We start from the raw sequence: 15,324 nt of genomic DNA, 5'->3' as shown, positions 1-15,324 counted from the left end.
CTTCAGCGGCCGATGTCAGGTCCCCGGGATCACACATCACGTACGCCAGCCTGTCACGCACGCCAGTCGAGCGGGACCTGCTTGTCGGTGTCCCAGGGGCGCTCCCAGCCCGAGTAGTGAAGGAGCCGGTCGATCACCCCGGCGGTGAAACCCCAGACCAGAGCCGATGCGACCAGGAACGCGGGGCCTCGGTGACCGCTCGGGTGCACTGTGGTCGCACGGTTGTTCGGGTCCGTGAGATCCGCCACGGGGACGGTGAAGACACGGGCCGTCTCCGCCGGGTCGACGACGCCGACCGGGGACGGCTCGCGCCACCAGCCCAGGACGGGAGTGACGACGAAGCGGCTCACCGGGATGTACAGCTTCGGGAGCACGCCGAAGAGCTGGACGCCGCGCGGGTCGAGCCCGGTCTCCTCCTCGGCCTCGCGCAGGGCGGCCCGCAGCGGCCCCACGGTCGCCGGGTCGCCGTCCTCCGGGTCCAGAGCGCCGCCGGGGAACGACGGCTGTCCGGCATGCGACCGCAGCGAGCCGGCCCGCTCCATCAGCAGCAGCTCCGGTCCGCGCTCGCCCTCACCGAACAGGATCAGGACGGCCGACTGGCGGCCCGCGCCGTCCTCCGGCGGCAGAAAGCGGCTGAGCTGCCGCGGCTCCACCGTCTCGGCGGCGCGGACCACGGGGGCCAGCCACTCGGGCAGGCCCTCGGTACTCACCGCCGGCAGGCCGTCCTGATCCCAGGCCCTGCTCGTGTGCATATGGCTCGCGTGCGTCATCGCCACCCCCGTCCCTCTGAGCACAACGCCTCCGCCCATGCGGATGGTTCCAACGGGCGGCTCACCGATGGACCACGGCGGCTCACCGACGGACCACGGCGGCTCACCGATGGACCACGGCGGCTCGCCGCTGGACCGCCCGTCAGCGAGATCAGGCCCGCCGAGGGCCCACCCGCCACCTGGGCCGGCCGTGAGCCGGGGAGCTCGCCGACTGACGAGCCGGGAAGCCCGCCAGCTGGCGGGCAGGGCCGTCGGCTGGACCACGGGCCCGTCGGCCAGATCGCGGACAGTGCCACCACCCCGGTCGCGGACAGTCCCGCCGACCGACTCCCGGGCAGCACGCTCGGCCTCCTCACCCGGCCCCCAGTGGTGGCGCGGGCCGGCCCGGATAGTCCGGGGGTGGCTTGAGGCGCTGGCCCGGCATGCCGCCCTTCTCGTATTTCAGCAGCTTCTTCGCCTTCTCCGGGTCCGTCTCGCCCTCGCCGTACGCCGGGCAGAGCGGGGCGATGGGGCAGGCGCCGCAGGCGGGCCTGCGGGCGTGGCAGATGCGCCGGCCGTGGAAGATCACGCGGTGCGAGAGCATCGTCCACTCGCTCTTCGGGAAGAGCGCGCCGACGGCGGCCTCGACCTTGTCCGGGTCCGTCTCGTCGGTCCACTTCCAGCGGCGGACAAGCCTCCCGAAGTGGGTGTCGACGGTCAGTCCCGGAACACCGAAGGCGTTGCCGAGCACGACGAAGGCCGTCTTGCGACCCACGCCGGGCAGCTTCACCAAGTCCTCGAGCCTGCCGGGAACTTCGCCGCCGAACTCGTCCCGCAGGGCCCTCGCGATACCCATGATCGACTTGGTCTTGGCGCGGAAGAAACCCGTCGGCCGAATGAGCTCCTCGACCTCTTCGGGGTTGGCGGCGGCCAGGTCCTCCGGCGTCGGGTACTTGGCGAAGAGCGCGGGCGTGGTCTGGTTCACCCGCAGGTCCGTCGTCTGGGCGGAGAGCACGGTGGCGAGCAGAAGCTGGAAGGGGTTCTCGAAGTCCAGCTCGGGGTGGGCGTACGGATAGACGTCGGCGAGCTCGCGGTTGATCCTGCGGGCACGGCGCACGAGCGCGGCACGGGACTCGGGCCTGGCGGCGGCCTTGGCCGCGCGAGCGCTCTCGGCGAGGGCCGCGTTGGCCGGGACGGCCTCCGCCCGAGCACTCTTGGCGGGCGTCGTCTTCTTGCCGGCCTCCTTCGTCGCGACCGCCTTGACCGCCTTCTTCGCGCCCGCCTGCTTCCCGACGGCCGCCTTCTCGGCCGCGGCCTCCTTCGCCGGCGCCGTTCCCCTGGCGGCGTCCGCTCCCCCCGCGCCAGCCGTCTTCTTCGCACCAGCCGTCTTCTTCGCGGCCGCCACCCGCTTACCGGCCGCCGCGGTCTTCGCAGCCGCCGTCCTCTTCGCGCTCGTCGCCTTCTTCGTGGCTGCCGTCTTCTTCACGGCCACCGTCTTCGCGCTCGCCGCCTTCTTCTTCGCCGCAGTGCCCGTCGCCTTCCCAGCTGCCCCGGCCTTGGTCGTCGCCGGCTGCCCGGCCGCCTCATCCGGCGCCGGATTTGTCGCTTTTGTCCCATTCTTGGGCTCGGCGGAAACCTGTTCGCCCATAGCGGAATTACGGCGTACAACCACCAGCCCAGCCCCCTTAGCCCGTGCTCTCACTGGCGTTTTGGACACCCGACCAGCCTAAAGCCAGCAACTGACATCCGCCCCAGACCCATCGGATCGGCCCCCGATTGGCCCCCTCCCGCACAGCTTGCGACGCCGGTGCGGCAAACTTGTGACTGATCACACTGTTTGGACCGTCCGGCAAAATGGGGAGCACGGTCCCCTGGTACGCGGGGGAGCAAGATCCCCTGAGCAGGTCGACAAGGAGAGAACTCGTGGACGACGTTCTGCGGCGCGCCCCGCTCTTCGCGGCGCTCGATGACGAGCAGGCCGCGGAGCTCCGCGCCTCCATGAGTGAGGTGACCCTCGCCCGCAGTGACTCGCTGTTCCACGAGGGCGACCCGGGTGACCGCCTGTACGTGGTCATGGAAGGCAAGGTCAAGCTCCACCGCACGTCCCCCGACGGCCGCGAGAACATGCTGGCCGTCCTGGGCCCCGGCGAGCTCATCGGCGAGCTGTCGCTGTTCGACCCGGGCCCGCGTACGGCGACCGCCACCGCCCTCACCGAGGTCAAGCTCCTCGGCCTCGGCCACGGCGACCTCCAGCCGTGGCTGAACGCACGCCCCGAGGTGGCCGCCGCCCTGCTGCGGGCCGTCGCCCGGCGCCTGCGCAAGACCAACGACCAGATGTCCGACCTGGTCTTCTCCGACGTCCCAGGCCGTGTCGCCCGTGCGCTCCTGGACCTGTCGCGCCGCTTCGGCGTGCAGTCCGAGGAGGGCATCCACGTCGTGCACGACCTGACGCAGGAGGAGCTCGCCCAGCTGGTCGGCGCCTCGCGCGAGACGGTCAACAAGGCCCTCGCGGACTTCGCGGGCCGCGGCTGGCTCCGCCTGGAGGCCCGCGCCGTGATCCTGCTGGACGTGGAGCGGCTCGCCAAGCGGTCGCGCTGACGCGCGGTCGTCTCTCGACGTTACGACGACGGGGTTCCGCCCAGGGCTGGGCGGAACCCCGTCGTGCTTGGCGGCGCCAGATCGACCGACGTCCCCGCGGCCCCCTAGATCAGCCCATGCTCCCGCAGATAATCCAGCTGCGCCCTGACCGACAGCTCGGCAGCCGGCCACAGGGAGCGGTCCACGTCGGCGTACACGTGGGCCACGATCTCGGAGGCCGTCCGGTGCCCGTCCTCGACGGCCGTCTCGACCTGGGCGAGGCGGTGTGCGCGGTGGGCGAGGTAGAACTCGACGGCGCCCTGGGCGTCCTCGAGCACAGGGCCGTGGCCGGGCAGCACCGTGTGCACACCGTCGTCGACGGTGAGGGAGCGCAGCCGGCGCAGCGAGTCCAGATAGTCGCCCAGCCGCCCGTCCGGGTGAGCCACCACGGTCGTACCGCGGCCCAGGATCGTGTCCCCGGTGAGCACCGCGCGGTCGGCCGGCAGATGGAAGCAAAGCGAGTCGGCGGTGTGCCCCGGGGTCGGTACGACGCGCAGCTCGAGACCGTCGAGGCGCACCACGTCGCCCGCGGCCAGGCCCTCGTCGCCGAGCCGCAGGGCCGGGTCGAGGGCGCGTACCTTCGTGCCCGTCAGCTCCGCGAAGCGCGCCGCGCCCTCCGCGTGGTCCGGGTGCCCGTGGGTGAGCAGCGTCAGCGCGATGCGCTTGCCGGCCTGCTCGGCCGTGTCGATGACATGGCGCAGGTGCCCGTCGTCCAGTGGTCCCGGGTCGACGACCACGGCGAGCGCGGAGTCCGGTTCGGAGACGATCCAGGTGTTCGTCCCGTCGAGCGTCATCGCCGAGGCGTTGGGGGCGAGGACGTTGACGGCACGCTCGGTCGCGGGGCCGGAGAGGACCCCGCCGCGAGGCTGGCCCGGGAGGGCGGTGGCGTCGGTCATGTGGCGGGCCCCCGGTCCCACCCGTCTCCCGCCACCGCCCCATCCGGGGCGCTTCGCGCCGCCCCCTCGATTCCAATGGTCTTGGTGAACTCGTCGTGCCCCGGCCAGGCCAGAACCACCCTGCCATCCTCCAGACGGGCCTCGGCCAGGACCGGGGTCATGTCGCAGGAGGGCGCTGCGGCCAGGGCCTCGGCCGCCGAGTCGTACGCGGCGAGCCGGCGCAGCATCGCGATGGTCGGCGGCATCATCAGCAGCTCGCCGGCGTCGTAGCGGGCGGCCGCCTCGGCGGGGCGGATCCAGACCGTGCGGTCGGCCTCCAGCGAGGTGCGGAGGGTGCGCTGGCCCTCGGGGAGCGCGGCCACGAAGAACCACGTGTCGTAGCGGCGCGGTTCGAACTCAGGTGTGATCCAGCGGCCCCAGGCCCCGAGCAGGTCGGAGCGCAGGACCAGACTGCGGCGGTCCAGGAACTCCGCGAAGGACAGGTCGCGGTCGATCAGCGCCACGCGGTCGGCCTCCCAGTCCTCGCCTGTGATGTCGCCCACGACGGTGTCCGCGGTCGGCCCGGCGAGCAGAACGCCCGCCTCCTCGTACGTCTCCCGCACCGCCGCGCACACGATGGCCTGCGCGGACGCCTCGTCCACGGCGAGGCGTGCGGCCCACTCCGCGCGCGTGGGGCCCGCCCAGCGGACCAGGCGGTCGTCGTCGCGCGGGTCCACACCGCCGCCCGGATATGCGTACGCGCCTCCGGCGAAGGCCATGGAGGCGCGCCTGCGCAGCATATGGACGCACGGGCCGCCGTCGCCGTCCCTCAGCAGCATGACGGTGGCGGCCCGGCGCGGGGTCGCCGGTGTGAGCTCGCCGCTCGCCAGGGCGCGGATGAGGTCGGGCCACTCCGGTGGGTACCACTGACCAGTTGCCATGGCCGGAGGCTAACCCGTGGCGGGCGAATGTTCGAGGGCCATGATCCGCCGCGCCGCGCCGCTGGACGGCACACGCCACGGCGCCCGGATCTCAGCCCTCGTCCGTGAGCTCCACCTGGATCTCGACCTCCACGGGCGCGTCCAGCGGCAGCACCGCGACACCCACCGCGCTGCGCGCGTGCACGCCCTTCTCGCCGAGGACCTCGCTGAGGAGCTCGCTCGCGCCGTTGAGCACGGCGGGCTGTCCCGTGAAGTCGGGGGCGGAGGCGACGAAGCCGACCACCTTCACGACCCGCGCGACCCGGTCCAGGTCGCCGGCGACCGACTTGACGGCGGCCAACGCGTTCAGCGCGCACGTACGGGCGAGATCCCTGGCCTCCTCGGGCGTGACCTCCGCACCGACCTTCCCGGTGAGCGGAAGCTTGCCCTCCACCATCGGGAGCTGGCCCGCGGTGTAGACGTAGGCGCCGGTCCGGACGGCGGGCTGGTACGCGGCGAGCGGCGGCACGACCTCCGGGAGTGTCAGGCCGAGCTCGGCGATCCGCGCCTCAACGGCCCCGCTCATGCGGTCTTCTCGCGCTTCAGATAAGCCACCAGCTGCTCCGGGTTCGGCCCGGGCACGACCTGGACGAGCTCCCACCCGTCCTCGCCCCAGGTGTCCAGAATCTGCTTCGTCGCGTGCACGAGGAGAGGCACGGTCGCGTATTCCCACTTGGTCATGTGGCCGACTGTATCCGCTGCGAACGGTGGCCTCCTGCGTAGCCCGGTCCGCCACTGGTTAGGCTCGAAGACGTGAGCAGGCTCCAGGTCGTCAGCGGCAAGGGCGGTACCGGCAAGACCACGGTGGCCGCGGCCCTCGCGCTCGCCCTCGCGACTGAGGGAAAGCGCACTCTGTTGGTCGAGGTCGAGGGCCGGCAGGGCATCGCGCAGCTCTTCGAGACGGAGGCTCTTCCGTACGAGGAGCGGAAAATCGCGGTGGCTCCCGGGGGCGGGGAGGTGTACGCCCTGGCCATCGACCCCGAGCTGGCACTGCTGGACTACCTCCAGATGTTCTACAAGATGGGCGGTGCAGGCCGCGCCCTCAAGAAGCTCGGCGCCATCGACTTCGCGACGACGATCGCACCGGGCCTGCGCGACGTGCTCCTCACCGGCAAGGCCTGCGAGGCGGTCCGCCGCAAGGACAAGCGCGGCCGTTTCGTGTACGACTACGTGGTGATGGACGCGCCGCCGACCGGCCGCATCACCCGCTTCCTGAACGTCAACGACGAGGTCGCGGGCCTGGCCAAGATCGGCCCCATACACAATCAGGCGCAGGCCGTCATGCGGGTGATCAAGTCGCCCGAGACCGAGGTCCACCTGGTGACGCTGCTCGAGGAGATGCCCGTCCAGGAGACCGCGGACGGCATCGGCGAACTGCGTGCCGCGAAGCTGCCGGTGGGGCGGGTCATCGTGAACATGGTGCGACCCGCCGTACTCGACGAGGCCCATCTGGAGCTCGCGCAGAGCGTGCCGCGGACCGCCCTCGCCAAGACGCTGTCGTCGGCCGGTCTCGGCGGCGCCCGCCGCGGCGGACTCGCGGAGCGGCTCGTGGACCCGCTGCTCGAACAGGCCGAGGAGTACGCCGAGCGGTACGCACTGGAGCGCGACCAGCACGCCGTGCTCGCCGAGCTCGGGCTGCCGCTGCACGAACTGCCGCTGCTCGCCGAGGGAATGGACCTGGCGGGCCTCTACCAGCTCGCCACGGAACTGCGGAAGCAAGGGATCTCATGACGCTGGACGCGGTGCGCACGCTCGACGTCGACCCCCTGCTCGACGACCCGGAGACCCGCATCGTGGTCTGCTGCGGCTCGGGCGGCGTCGGCAAGACGACCACGGCCGCCGCCCTGGGCCTGCGCGCCGCCGAGCGCGGCCGGAAGGTCGTGGTGCTGACCATCGACCCGGCCCGCAGGCTCGCCCAGTCCATGGGCATCGACTCGCTCGACAACACCCCGCGCCGGGTCAAGGGCATCGACGAGTCCGCGGGCGGCGAACTGCACGCCATGATGCTCGACATGAAGCGCACGTTCGACGAGATCGTCGAGGCGCACGCGAACGGCGACCGGGCCCGCCAGATCCTGGAGAACCCCTTCTACCAGTCCCTGTCGGCCGGTTTCGCCGGTACGCAGGAGTACATGGCGATGGAGAAGCTGGGCCAGCTGCGCTCACGCGACCAGTGGGACCTGATCGTCGTCGACACCCCGCCGTCGCGCTCCGCGCTGGACTTCCTGGACGCGCCGAAGCGGCTCGGCTCGTTCCTGGACGGCAAGCTGATCCGGGTCCTGATGGCGCCGGCGAAGATGGGCGGCCGGGCCGGGATGAAGTTCCTGAACGTCGGCATGTCGATGATGACCGGCGCACTGGGCAAGCTGCTCGGCGGCCAACTCCTGCAGGACGTCCAGACGTTCGTGGCCGCGATGGACACCATGTTCGGCGGCTTCCGCACCCGAGCCGACGCCACGTACCGGCTGCTGCAGGCGCCGGGTACGGCGTTCCTGGTGGTGGCGGCCCCGGAGCGGGACGCGCTGCGCGAGGCGGCGTACTTCGTGGAGCGGCTGGCCGCCGAGGACATGCCGCTGGCCGGTCTCGTGCTGAACCGGGTGCACGGCAGCGGAGCGGCCCGGCTGTCGGCCGAGCGGGCCCTGGCTGCCGCGGAAATGCTTGAAGCAGAAAATCTTGAAGACAGCCGCATTGTGGATCAGGAGGGCGGGAAAGCTGGAGTTCGTAACTCCCCCGAAACGCCAGCCGACTCCGCCAAGTCCCCTGAATCCCAGGGGGGTTCACACAATCCCGGCTCAGCCGCTGCAGGTTCGGACACTCCCGAAGAAGGCTCCCCCGCCTCGGACCGAACCGACGGAACCGACCAGTCGGCCGAGCAGCCGGCAGAACAACTGACCACGCTGACCGCAGGCCTGCTCAGGCTGCATGCCGAGCGGATGCAGCTGCTCTCCCGTGAGCAGCGCACACGCGACCGCTTCACCGCGCTCCACCCGGAGGTTCCCGTGACCGAGGTGGCCGCTCTGCCCGGCGACGTGCACGACATCGCAGGACTTCGGGCCATCGGAGACCGGCTCGCGGCCGGAGACTGACCGACCGGAGCTGTCTGAACACCGTGACTGCAGAGGCGTTGGTCACCCTGTCTGCAGAGAGGGTGTCTCAAGAGAGGCTTTCCGCGCGACAGCGGCGAGCGATCAGCCCACCGCCGCGTAGCTCTCGTAGACCTCTTCGTCGGCGTCGACCGGCAGCAGACCTGCGCCGCGCTCGTATTCCGTACGCGCGGTCTCGAGCAGCCTGCGCCACGAGGTGACGGTGGGCCGCCTGCGCAGAAGCGCACGGCGCTCCCGCTCGGTCATACCGCCCCACACGCCGAACTCGACGCGGTTGTCCAGCGCGTCGGCCAGGCACTCGGTGCGCACCGGACACCCGGTGCAGACCGCCTTGGCCCTGTTCTGCGCTGCTCCTTGTACGAACAGTTCATCCGGATCAGTAGTGCGGCAGGCCGCCTGCGCACTCCAGTCGGTTACCCAGCCCATACCGGCGCCGTCCTCTCCCGAATCGAGGCTCCCCCACGGCGGCAGCGGCATATTCACCGCCGCCAGTTGAGGACGTTACGGAAGGTGGGCACAGCACAACACCCCCTTCGGGCCCAATCTTGAATGGCCCGAACGGACTATGCGTACGCGGCAGATCACCCAACGGAGTGAGCTGGGGACATGCGTAAGGAACCCGGCAAACCGGGGCAGTTCAGTTGAGGCACAACGGACGACCACTGACACATAAGGCAGATTCGGACACGCCCCAGCCGCAGGAGAAGGTTGACGTCCAGTAACGATTCGGGCTCACCGGACGTCGTGCCGTGACTTGCGGTGGGACGGCCGGGGACCACGGGGAACCACGTGGGAGGCAATCCCCAAAGTCCCTGTACGACCAGGTATGACCGACACTGCCGTGACAGCCGAGAGCAGCTTAGGCCAAGGGATATACGGCTGTCCGGCGAATCAGAACGTACGCTTCCTCCATGGCAAACAAGCGCTCGGGCGGTGGTCTCTCTCCAACGCAGCAGGCAGCCAAGTTCCTCGGTGTCAGTGTGCTCGCTGGAGCGGTGCTGGCCGGCATCGCGCTGCCCGCCGTGGGCGCGCTCGGACTCGCGGCCAAGGGAACGGTCGAGGGTTTCGACGAGATCCCGGCGAATCTGAAGCGGCCGCCCCTGAGCCAGCGCACCACGATCCTGGACAGCAAGGGCGGCACGATCGCGACGGTCTACTCGCGCGACCGTACGGTGGTCGACCTCAAGGACATCTCGCCCTACATGCAGAAGGCGATCATCGCGATCGAGGACGCCCGCTTCTACGAGCACGGCGCGGTCGACCTCAAGGGCATCCTGCGCGCGCTCAACGAGAACGCGCAGAGCGGCGGCGTGGCCCAGGGCGCGTCCACGCTGACCCAGCAGTACGTCAAGAACGTCTTCGTCGAGGAGGCCGGCGACGACCCGACGAAGGTCGCCCAGGCCACCCAGCAGACCATCGGCCGCAAGATCCGCGAACTGAAGTACGCGATCCAGGTCGAGGAGAAGCTGGGGAAGAAACGCATCCTCGAGAACTACCTGAACATCACGTTCTTCGGGCAGCAGGCGTACGGCGTCGAGGCCGCGTCCCGGCGGTACTTCTCCAAGTCCGCCAAGGACCTGAACCTGGAAGAGGCCGCGCTGCTTGCCGGCATCGTCCAGTCGCCGAGCCGCTACGACCCGATCAACGACGAGGCCGAGGCCAAGACGCGGCGCAACGTCGTGCTCCAGCGCATGGCCGACACGGGCGACATCTCCCAGGAGGAGGCCGAGAAGGCCAAGGAGAAGCCGCTCGGACTGAACGTCAGCAGGCCCAAGAACGGCTGCATCACCGCGGTCAAGGGCGCCGGCTTCTTCTGCGACTACGTGGAGAGGGTCTTCAAGAGCGACCCGGTCTTCGGCAAGACCAAGAAGGACCGGGCGAAGATCTGGAACCAGGGCGGCCTCACGATCCGTACGACGCTCGACCCGCAGGCGCAGAAGTCGGTGCAGGCGTCGATCAAGCAGCACGTGAAGCAGTCCGACGAGGTGGCGACGGCCGCGACCATCGTCGAGCCGGGCTCCGGCAAGATCCTCGCCATGGGCCAGTCCCGGCCGTACGGCTTCGGGACGAGCGAGAGCGCGATCAACCTGTCCGTGGACAAGGCGATGGGCGGCGGCGCGGGTTACCAGCCGGGTTCGACCTTCAAGCCGATCGTCGCGGCGGCGGCCATCCAGGGCGGCAAGCCGGCGACGCAGTCGTACTCGTCGCCGTACGAGATGGCGTATCCGAGCCCGGTCGCGCAGTGCGACGGCAAGACCTGGGTGAACACCGATGGTGCCAAGCTCACCAACGAGAACGAGTCCGAGAAGGGCCCGTACGCCATGAAGGAGGCGACCGCCAAGTCGGTCAACACCTATTACGTACAGCTGATCAGCGACATCGGCATCTGCCCGGTGACGCAGATGGCGACGAAGATGGGCGTCGAGCGCGCCGACGGCGGGACGATCTCACAGGTCCCGTCGATCGCCCTGGGCACGCAGGAGATGTCGCCGCTGACGATGGCGAACGCGTACGCGACGTTCGCCTCGCGCGGCACGTACTGCACGCCGATCGCGATCGAGTCGATCACGCAGAAGCTCGGCGGCGAGGAGGAGAAGCCGCTGGCCGTGCCGAAGTCGACCTGCACGCGCGCGATGTCGGAGAAGACCGCCGACACGATCAACACGATACTGAGGGGCGTCGTCGAGGACGGTACGGGCCGGCAGGCCGGCCTGGACAGCCGTCCGAGCGCGGGCAAGACCGGTACGACGGACTCCCGATACGCCGCCTGGTTCGTCGGCTACACGCCGAACATGTCGGGCGCCGTCTGGGTCGGCGACCCGCAGCACAAGCGGCAGATGGTCAAAATCACCATCGGCGGCGTCTACCACGCCAAGGTCTACGGCGGCCAGGTCCCCGGTCCTATCTGGAAGGACATGATGACCGGGGCGCTCGTGGGCAAGCCCGCGCCCGACTTCAACCTGATCAACATTCCGGACCCGAAGACGGACAAGGACAAGGACAAGGGCAAGAAGCGCGACGACAACGGGAACAACGGCGGTACCGCGACCCCGCTGCCCGGCATCACCTTCCCACCGGACTTCCTCGGCGGGACGACCAACGGCGGGAACAACGGGGGGAACGGCAACGGGAGGAACGGCAGATGACGGCGGTCGCTCCCGATCGTCGCTGATGCGCGCGTGAGGGCGCCCCCTGGCAAAGGGGGCGCCCTCACGTTTGTACGGAGACGGGCGTATGGAGACGGGGTGCCTGCGGACGCGTCGCCGTCAGCCCGCGAGGAGCTTCTTGACGACCGCCGCGACGCGGCCGCCCTCCGCCTGACCCGCGACCTTCGGGTTCACGATCTTCATGACCTGGCCCATGGCACGCGGCCCCTCGGCACCGGCCGCCTTCGCCTCCTCGACCGCCTGCACGACGATCTGCTGGAGCTCCTCGTCGGACAGCTGCTTCGGCAGATACGCGGCGAGGACCTCGCCCTCCGCCTTCTCCCGCGCGGCCTGCTCCTCGCGGCCGCCCTGCGCGAAGGCATCGGCGGCCTCGCGCCGCTTCTTCGCCTCCTTGGTGATCACCTTCAGCACGTCGTCGTCGGAGAGCTCGCGCGCCGTCTTGCCCGCGACCTCCTCCTTCGTGATGGCGGCGAGGGTGAGCCGGAGCGTCGAGGAGCGCAGCTCATCGCGCTCCTTGATCGCCGCGGTGAGGTCTTCCTGCAGCTTCGACTTGAGCGTGGTCATGCCCCGATTCTCGCAGGTGCGTCCAGCCGGACGCCCGCTGATTTCCGGCGCCCCGGGGTTCTGACACGATGAGCGTATGCGTGCGCGATACGGAGTACCTCTGGGCATCACGGCGACCGCGGCGGCGGGGCTCGTCTACGCGGCGGGCTTCGAGGCCCGCTCCTTCCGGCTCCGACGGGTCACCGTGCCCGTACTGCCGACGGGCATGCGCCCGCTGCGCGTCCTCCAGGTCTCCGATATCCACATGGTCTCCGGCCAGCGCAAGAAGCAGCGCTGGCTGCGCTCGCTCGCCGGGCTCCGCCCCGACTTCGTGATCAACACCGGGGACAACCTCTCCGACCCTGAGGGCGTACCGGAGGTCCTGGACGCGCTGGGCCCGCTGATGGAGTATCCGGGCGCGTACGTCTTCGGCTCGAACGACTACTACGGCCCCAAGCTGCGCAACCCCGCCCGCTACCTGGTCGACAAGGCACGCGGCCGGCACGGCCTCAACGGCAACCCGCCCGCCGTCGGCGCCGTCCACAATCCGTGGGAGGGCCTGCGCGACGGCTTCGACGAGGCGGGCTGGGTGAACCTGACGAACACCCGCGGTGCGCTGAAGATAGACGGCTTCGAGATCGCACTGACGGGCGTGGACGACCCGCACATCAAACGCGACCGGTACGCGCGCGTGGCGGGCGGTCCTCCGGCGGGCGCCGACTTCTCGATGGGCATCGTGCACGCCCCGTATCTCCGCACCCTCGATGCCTTCACCGAGGACGGCTATCCGCTGATCCTGGCGGGCCACACCCACGGCGGCCAGCTGTGCATCCCCTTCTACGGGGCCCTGGTCACCAACTGCGACCTGGACACGGACCGGGTGAAGGGCCTCTCCACGCACTCGGCGGCCGGTAACGTCTCCTACCTGCACGTCTCGGCAGGCTGCGGCACCAACCGCTACACGCCGGTACGGTTCGCGTGCCCTCCGGAGGCGACGTTGCTGACCCTGACGCCGCGGCTCTGACGCGGCGGCCTCGACCCGCCGATGCGCGGCCTCGCGGCTCAGACGACGCGACGCCCCAGGTCAGCACCACCCGCGGCGCCCGAGAAACCGGATTTCGTCTCCGGCCGCCGGTCCGCTAAAGTAATCGATGTCGCCGCGACGAGAACGCAAAACTCTCGTCTCACAGCGACACCGGGGTGTGGCGCAGCTTGGCAGCGCGCTTCGTTCGGGACGAAGAGGTCGTGGGTTCAAATCCCGCCACCCCGACAGCTGAAACACCAGGTCAGGCCCGGTCTTCCACTCAGGAAGACCGGGCCTGACTCGTTCCTTAAGGCTTCTGGGGAGTGAGCCGGGAGTGGATCATGGAAATTCACTCCCCGAGCGACAGTCCTGCGGCGCTCTCAGGAGGACATCGAGCGCGCGCACCGGGGACCGCGGGTTCATGGTCTTTCGCGCCTCCAACGACTCCTCCCACTGCTCAGTCAGCCCGTCCATGAGTCGGTTCCTCATCCGAGCGGTGATGTGCGAGTAGCGCGCCTGCACCGAGCCGTCCTCATGCCCCAGGCGCTCGTCCATGAGCTTGGGCGGAGTTCCGAGCTCCGACATGACCGTCTTGTGGGAGTGCCGGAGTCCGTGCGGGGTGAGGCCTTGCGCGATCGGCAGCCAGCAAGCGTCCGCACGGCCTGAGGCATTCCGGCCGCGCACCGGCACCCCGGGCCACGGATCCCCCATCACGGGTACCGGGCGAGCCTCCTGCGGCGCCTTCTTCGGGTACCACCCCGTCGCGGCCGGGTGGAAAAGCCAGGTTGCGAATCCAGTCCGCCGCCAGTGAGCGGCAGTCTCCCCCGTGTGGCCGGTGCGGGTATAGCCGAGTTCCGTGATGGCCATCTCCACCCGGACCCGCGTTGGCTTCGCGACCATGTCCGGTCGGTTCAGCACATTCGAGACCGTTGCCGCGGAGACGCCGGCTCGACGGGCCACGTCGACGAGCTTCGCGCCCATCTGCCTGGCGGCGCCGTTGGCCGGTCCGTGACCGCTGAACACGTAAGCGTTCTCATGGCATCGGCAAGGAGTCGAGTCAGTTCGGGAGATCTGGCCTGCGACCAAGGCTGACAGCCACTGGGGCGTATCGATCGTCCGGTAGGAGTCGTCCTTCGGCGGGCAACGTTCGAACTCCCCCGAATCCAATTCGTAAAGCTGCCACTCCACCCGCACCGAGGCAGGGCGTACGAACTTGCGCTCTAGGCCTACGACTTCGCCCCATCGCATGCCCGTGTAACCCTTCAGGACCACAGCCACGAACTCGTCGTCACGGCCGGACAGCAGCGCAGCCCGCTCGGCGGTCAGGAGGATCCCGAGAGCGTCGGTCACCACCTTCTCCGGGCCCCGGTTCCGGGAACGGCCGGCGCGCTTGCCTCGGCCTCGCCTCTTGGTGGCGGGATTGGAGTCCCGCAGACCTTCGTCTACCGCATCGGCAAGGATCAGGTGCAGCGTGCCGTGCCAGGTCTTCACGCTGGACGCGGCATAGAGCTTCCGCTCCTTCTTCTCCCAGGCTGCGACATCCGTTGGTTGGATATCGGCGATGGCCTTGTCCTCGAACTCGGGGAGAAGGTGCTCCTCGATGTGCCGCTTGTAGTTCTGCATGGTGGACGCGGCCAACTCCTGTGCTGCGTACCAGCGATTCACGTACTCGCCGAAGGTTTCCTTCCCAGCCTTGGGGTCTCGATAGCCGATCTCTCGGACCTTGGCTTCCGCGTCATTTGCCGCCTTCGCGGCGTCGCGCTTATTGCCGAAGCGGATGGTGGCGCCGTTGGCGTCCACGACGGTGCGAAGGACGCCGGGGGCGATCCAGTACCGGGCTCGGTAGTAGTCTCCGCGCTTCTCGGCGTAGCCCATGCTTGCCTCTCATTACAGGCGAGGGGTGGAAGCCGTGACGGCTTCCACCCCTCGCGATCAGTTCTTCTCTCAGGCGGCCCTGCGCGCCCGCCTCGGACTACGCGCACGCAGGCTCGTCACAGGCCTGACCGGCTGCGCGTTCGTGCGTCGCCGGGCGGTGGAGGCTCCTTCGACGGTGCTCACCTGGCTAGGGCGCTCTTCAAGGAGGTGGAAGATCTCCTGCACGTGGTCGCTCGTGAAGCGGTAGCCACCACCACTCCGAAGGAAGGGGATGCGCCGCCGGCGGACTTGTTCCTTCACCCACCACTCCGAGCACCCCAGGGATGCCGCTACTTCCGCGGCCGAATAGCTCGCGGGAAGTCCGGTTCGC

14 protein-coding genes and 1 tRNA gene are annotated in these 15,324 nt (G+C 69.7%); 6 read left to right on the top strand and 9 right to left on the bottom strand.

Annotated features, from left to right (window positions below; genetic code table 11):
- Positions 1–53 precede the first annotated feature (53 nt).
- Together STSP_RS25925 and nth are read right to left on the bottom strand one after the other, a co-directional pair.
- Entirely contained in the window at positions 54–752 is a 699-nt protein-coding gene (locus STSP_RS25925) for an NUDIX hydrolase (RefSeq protein WP_107441401.1), read from the bottom strand.
- Between the two features lie 370 nt (positions 753–1,122).
- Positions 1,123–2,397, bottom strand: coding sequence for an endonuclease III (gene nth, locus STSP_RS25920; RefSeq protein WP_078067512.1), 1,275 nt, complete (start codon positions 2,395–2,397; stop codon positions 1,123–1,125).
- A 275-nt stretch (positions 2,398–2,672) separates the two neighbouring features.
- Here nth and STSP_RS25915 point away from each other — a divergent pair, with 275 nt between their 5' ends.
- Positions 2,673–3,347 carry a Crp/Fnr family transcriptional regulator gene (locus STSP_RS25915; protein ID WP_067282806.1) on the top strand — a complete coding sequence of 225 codons (675 nt, stop codon included), beginning with the start codon at positions 2,673–2,675 and terminating at the stop codon, positions 3,345–3,347.
- 104 nt (positions 3,348–3,451) lie between these two features.
- Here STSP_RS25915 and STSP_RS25910 read toward each other — a convergent pair whose 3' ends face one another.
- The 4 genes from STSP_RS25910 to STSP_RS39295 all read right to left on the bottom strand — a co-directional run bounded on the left by STSP_RS25910 (position 3,452) and on the right by STSP_RS39295 (position 5,922).
- Positions 3,452–4,282: an MBL fold metallo-hydrolase gene (locus STSP_RS25910; RefSeq protein WP_067283002.1), complete on the bottom strand. Its 831-nt coding sequence runs from the start codon at positions 4,280–4,282 to the stop codon at positions 3,452–3,454.
- The gene (locus STSP_RS25905) at positions 4,279–5,202 is read right to left on the bottom strand and encodes an NUDIX hydrolase (RefSeq protein ID WP_067282804.1); all 924 of its coding nucleotides are present in this window, start codon (positions 5,200–5,202) and stop codon (positions 4,279–4,281) included. Before STSP_RS25905 ends, STSP_RS25910 begins: the two co-directional genes overlap by 4 nt.
- Positions 5,203–5,293: 91 nt before the next feature.
- Positions 5,294–5,767, bottom strand: a complete 474-nt coding sequence (locus STSP_RS25900; protein WP_067282802.1) for a RidA family protein — start codon at positions 5,765–5,767, stop codon at positions 5,294–5,296.
- Positions 5,764–5,922: a DUF4177 domain-containing protein gene (locus tag STSP_RS39295; RefSeq protein WP_157902902.1), complete on the bottom strand. Its 159-nt coding sequence runs from the start codon at positions 5,920–5,922 to the stop codon at positions 5,764–5,766. Before STSP_RS39295 ends, STSP_RS25900 begins: the two co-directional genes overlap by 4 nt.
- A gap of 72 nt (positions 5,923–5,994) precedes the next feature.
- On the opposite strand from STSP_RS39295, the gene STSP_RS25895 reads away from it, so the two are divergent.
- Both STSP_RS25895 and STSP_RS25890 read left to right on the top strand, forming a co-directional pair.
- Positions 5,995–6,972, top strand: a complete 978-nt coding sequence (locus tag STSP_RS25895; protein WP_067282799.1) for an ArsA family ATPase — start codon at positions 5,995–5,997, stop codon at positions 6,970–6,972.
- Positions 6,969–8,327, top strand: coding sequence for an ArsA family ATPase (locus STSP_RS25890; RefSeq protein ID WP_067282797.1), 1,359 nt, complete (start codon positions 6,969–6,971; stop codon positions 8,325–8,327). Before STSP_RS25895 ends, STSP_RS25890 begins: the two co-directional genes overlap by 4 nt.
- Positions 8,328–8,429: 102 nt before the next feature.
- Here STSP_RS25890 and STSP_RS25885 read toward each other — a convergent pair whose 3' ends face one another.
- Positions 8,430–8,771: a WhiB family transcriptional regulator gene (locus tag STSP_RS25885; RefSeq protein WP_198547440.1), complete on the bottom strand. Its 342-nt coding sequence runs from the start codon at positions 8,769–8,771 to the stop codon at positions 8,430–8,432.
- 485 nt (positions 8,772–9,256) lie between these two features.
- On the opposite strand from STSP_RS25885, the gene STSP_RS25880 reads away from it, so the two are divergent.
- Complete coding sequence (locus STSP_RS25880; RefSeq protein ID WP_067282792.1) at positions 9,257–11,491, top strand: transglycosylase domain-containing protein; 2,235 nt, start codon at positions 9,257–9,259, stop codon at positions 11,489–11,491.
- Between the two features lie 120 nt (positions 11,492–11,611).
- Here the strand turns inward: STSP_RS25880 and STSP_RS25875 are convergent, their stop codons facing one another.
- Complete coding sequence (locus STSP_RS25875) at positions 11,612–12,076, bottom strand: GatB/YqeY domain-containing protein (RefSeq protein WP_067282790.1); 465 nt, start codon at positions 12,074–12,076, stop codon at positions 11,612–11,614.
- A 76-nt stretch (positions 12,077–12,152) separates the two neighbouring features.
- Here STSP_RS25875 and STSP_RS25870 point away from each other — a divergent pair, with 76 nt between their 5' ends.
- Both STSP_RS25870 and STSP_RS25865 read left to right on the top strand, forming a co-directional pair.
- A complete protein-coding gene (locus tag STSP_RS25870; protein WP_067282788.1) occupies positions 12,153–13,079 on the top strand; it encodes a metallophosphoesterase in 927 nt (308 codons plus the stop codon).
- Positions 13,080–13,251: 172 nt separating this feature from the next.
- Positions 13,252–13,325, top strand: a tRNA-Pro gene (locus STSP_RS25865).
- A 93-nt stretch (positions 13,326–13,418) separates the two neighbouring features.
- Here the strand turns inward: STSP_RS25865 and STSP_RS25860 are convergent.
- Positions 13,419–14,954, bottom strand: coding sequence for a tyrosine-type recombinase/integrase (locus STSP_RS25860; protein ID WP_067282786.1), 1,536 nt, complete (start codon positions 14,952–14,954; stop codon positions 13,419–13,421).
- Between the last annotated feature and the right edge of the window lie 370 nt (positions 14,955–15,324).

It is taken from the genome of Streptomyces jeddahensis, from assembly GCF_001642995.1.
In the GTDB taxonomy this organism is placed as follows: domain Bacteria; phylum Actinomycetota; class Actinomycetes; order Streptomycetales; family Streptomycetaceae; genus Streptomyces; species Streptomyces jeddahensis.
Note: the sequence above shows the minus strand (reverse complement) of the source record. Positions and strands in the feature narration are given on the sequence as shown.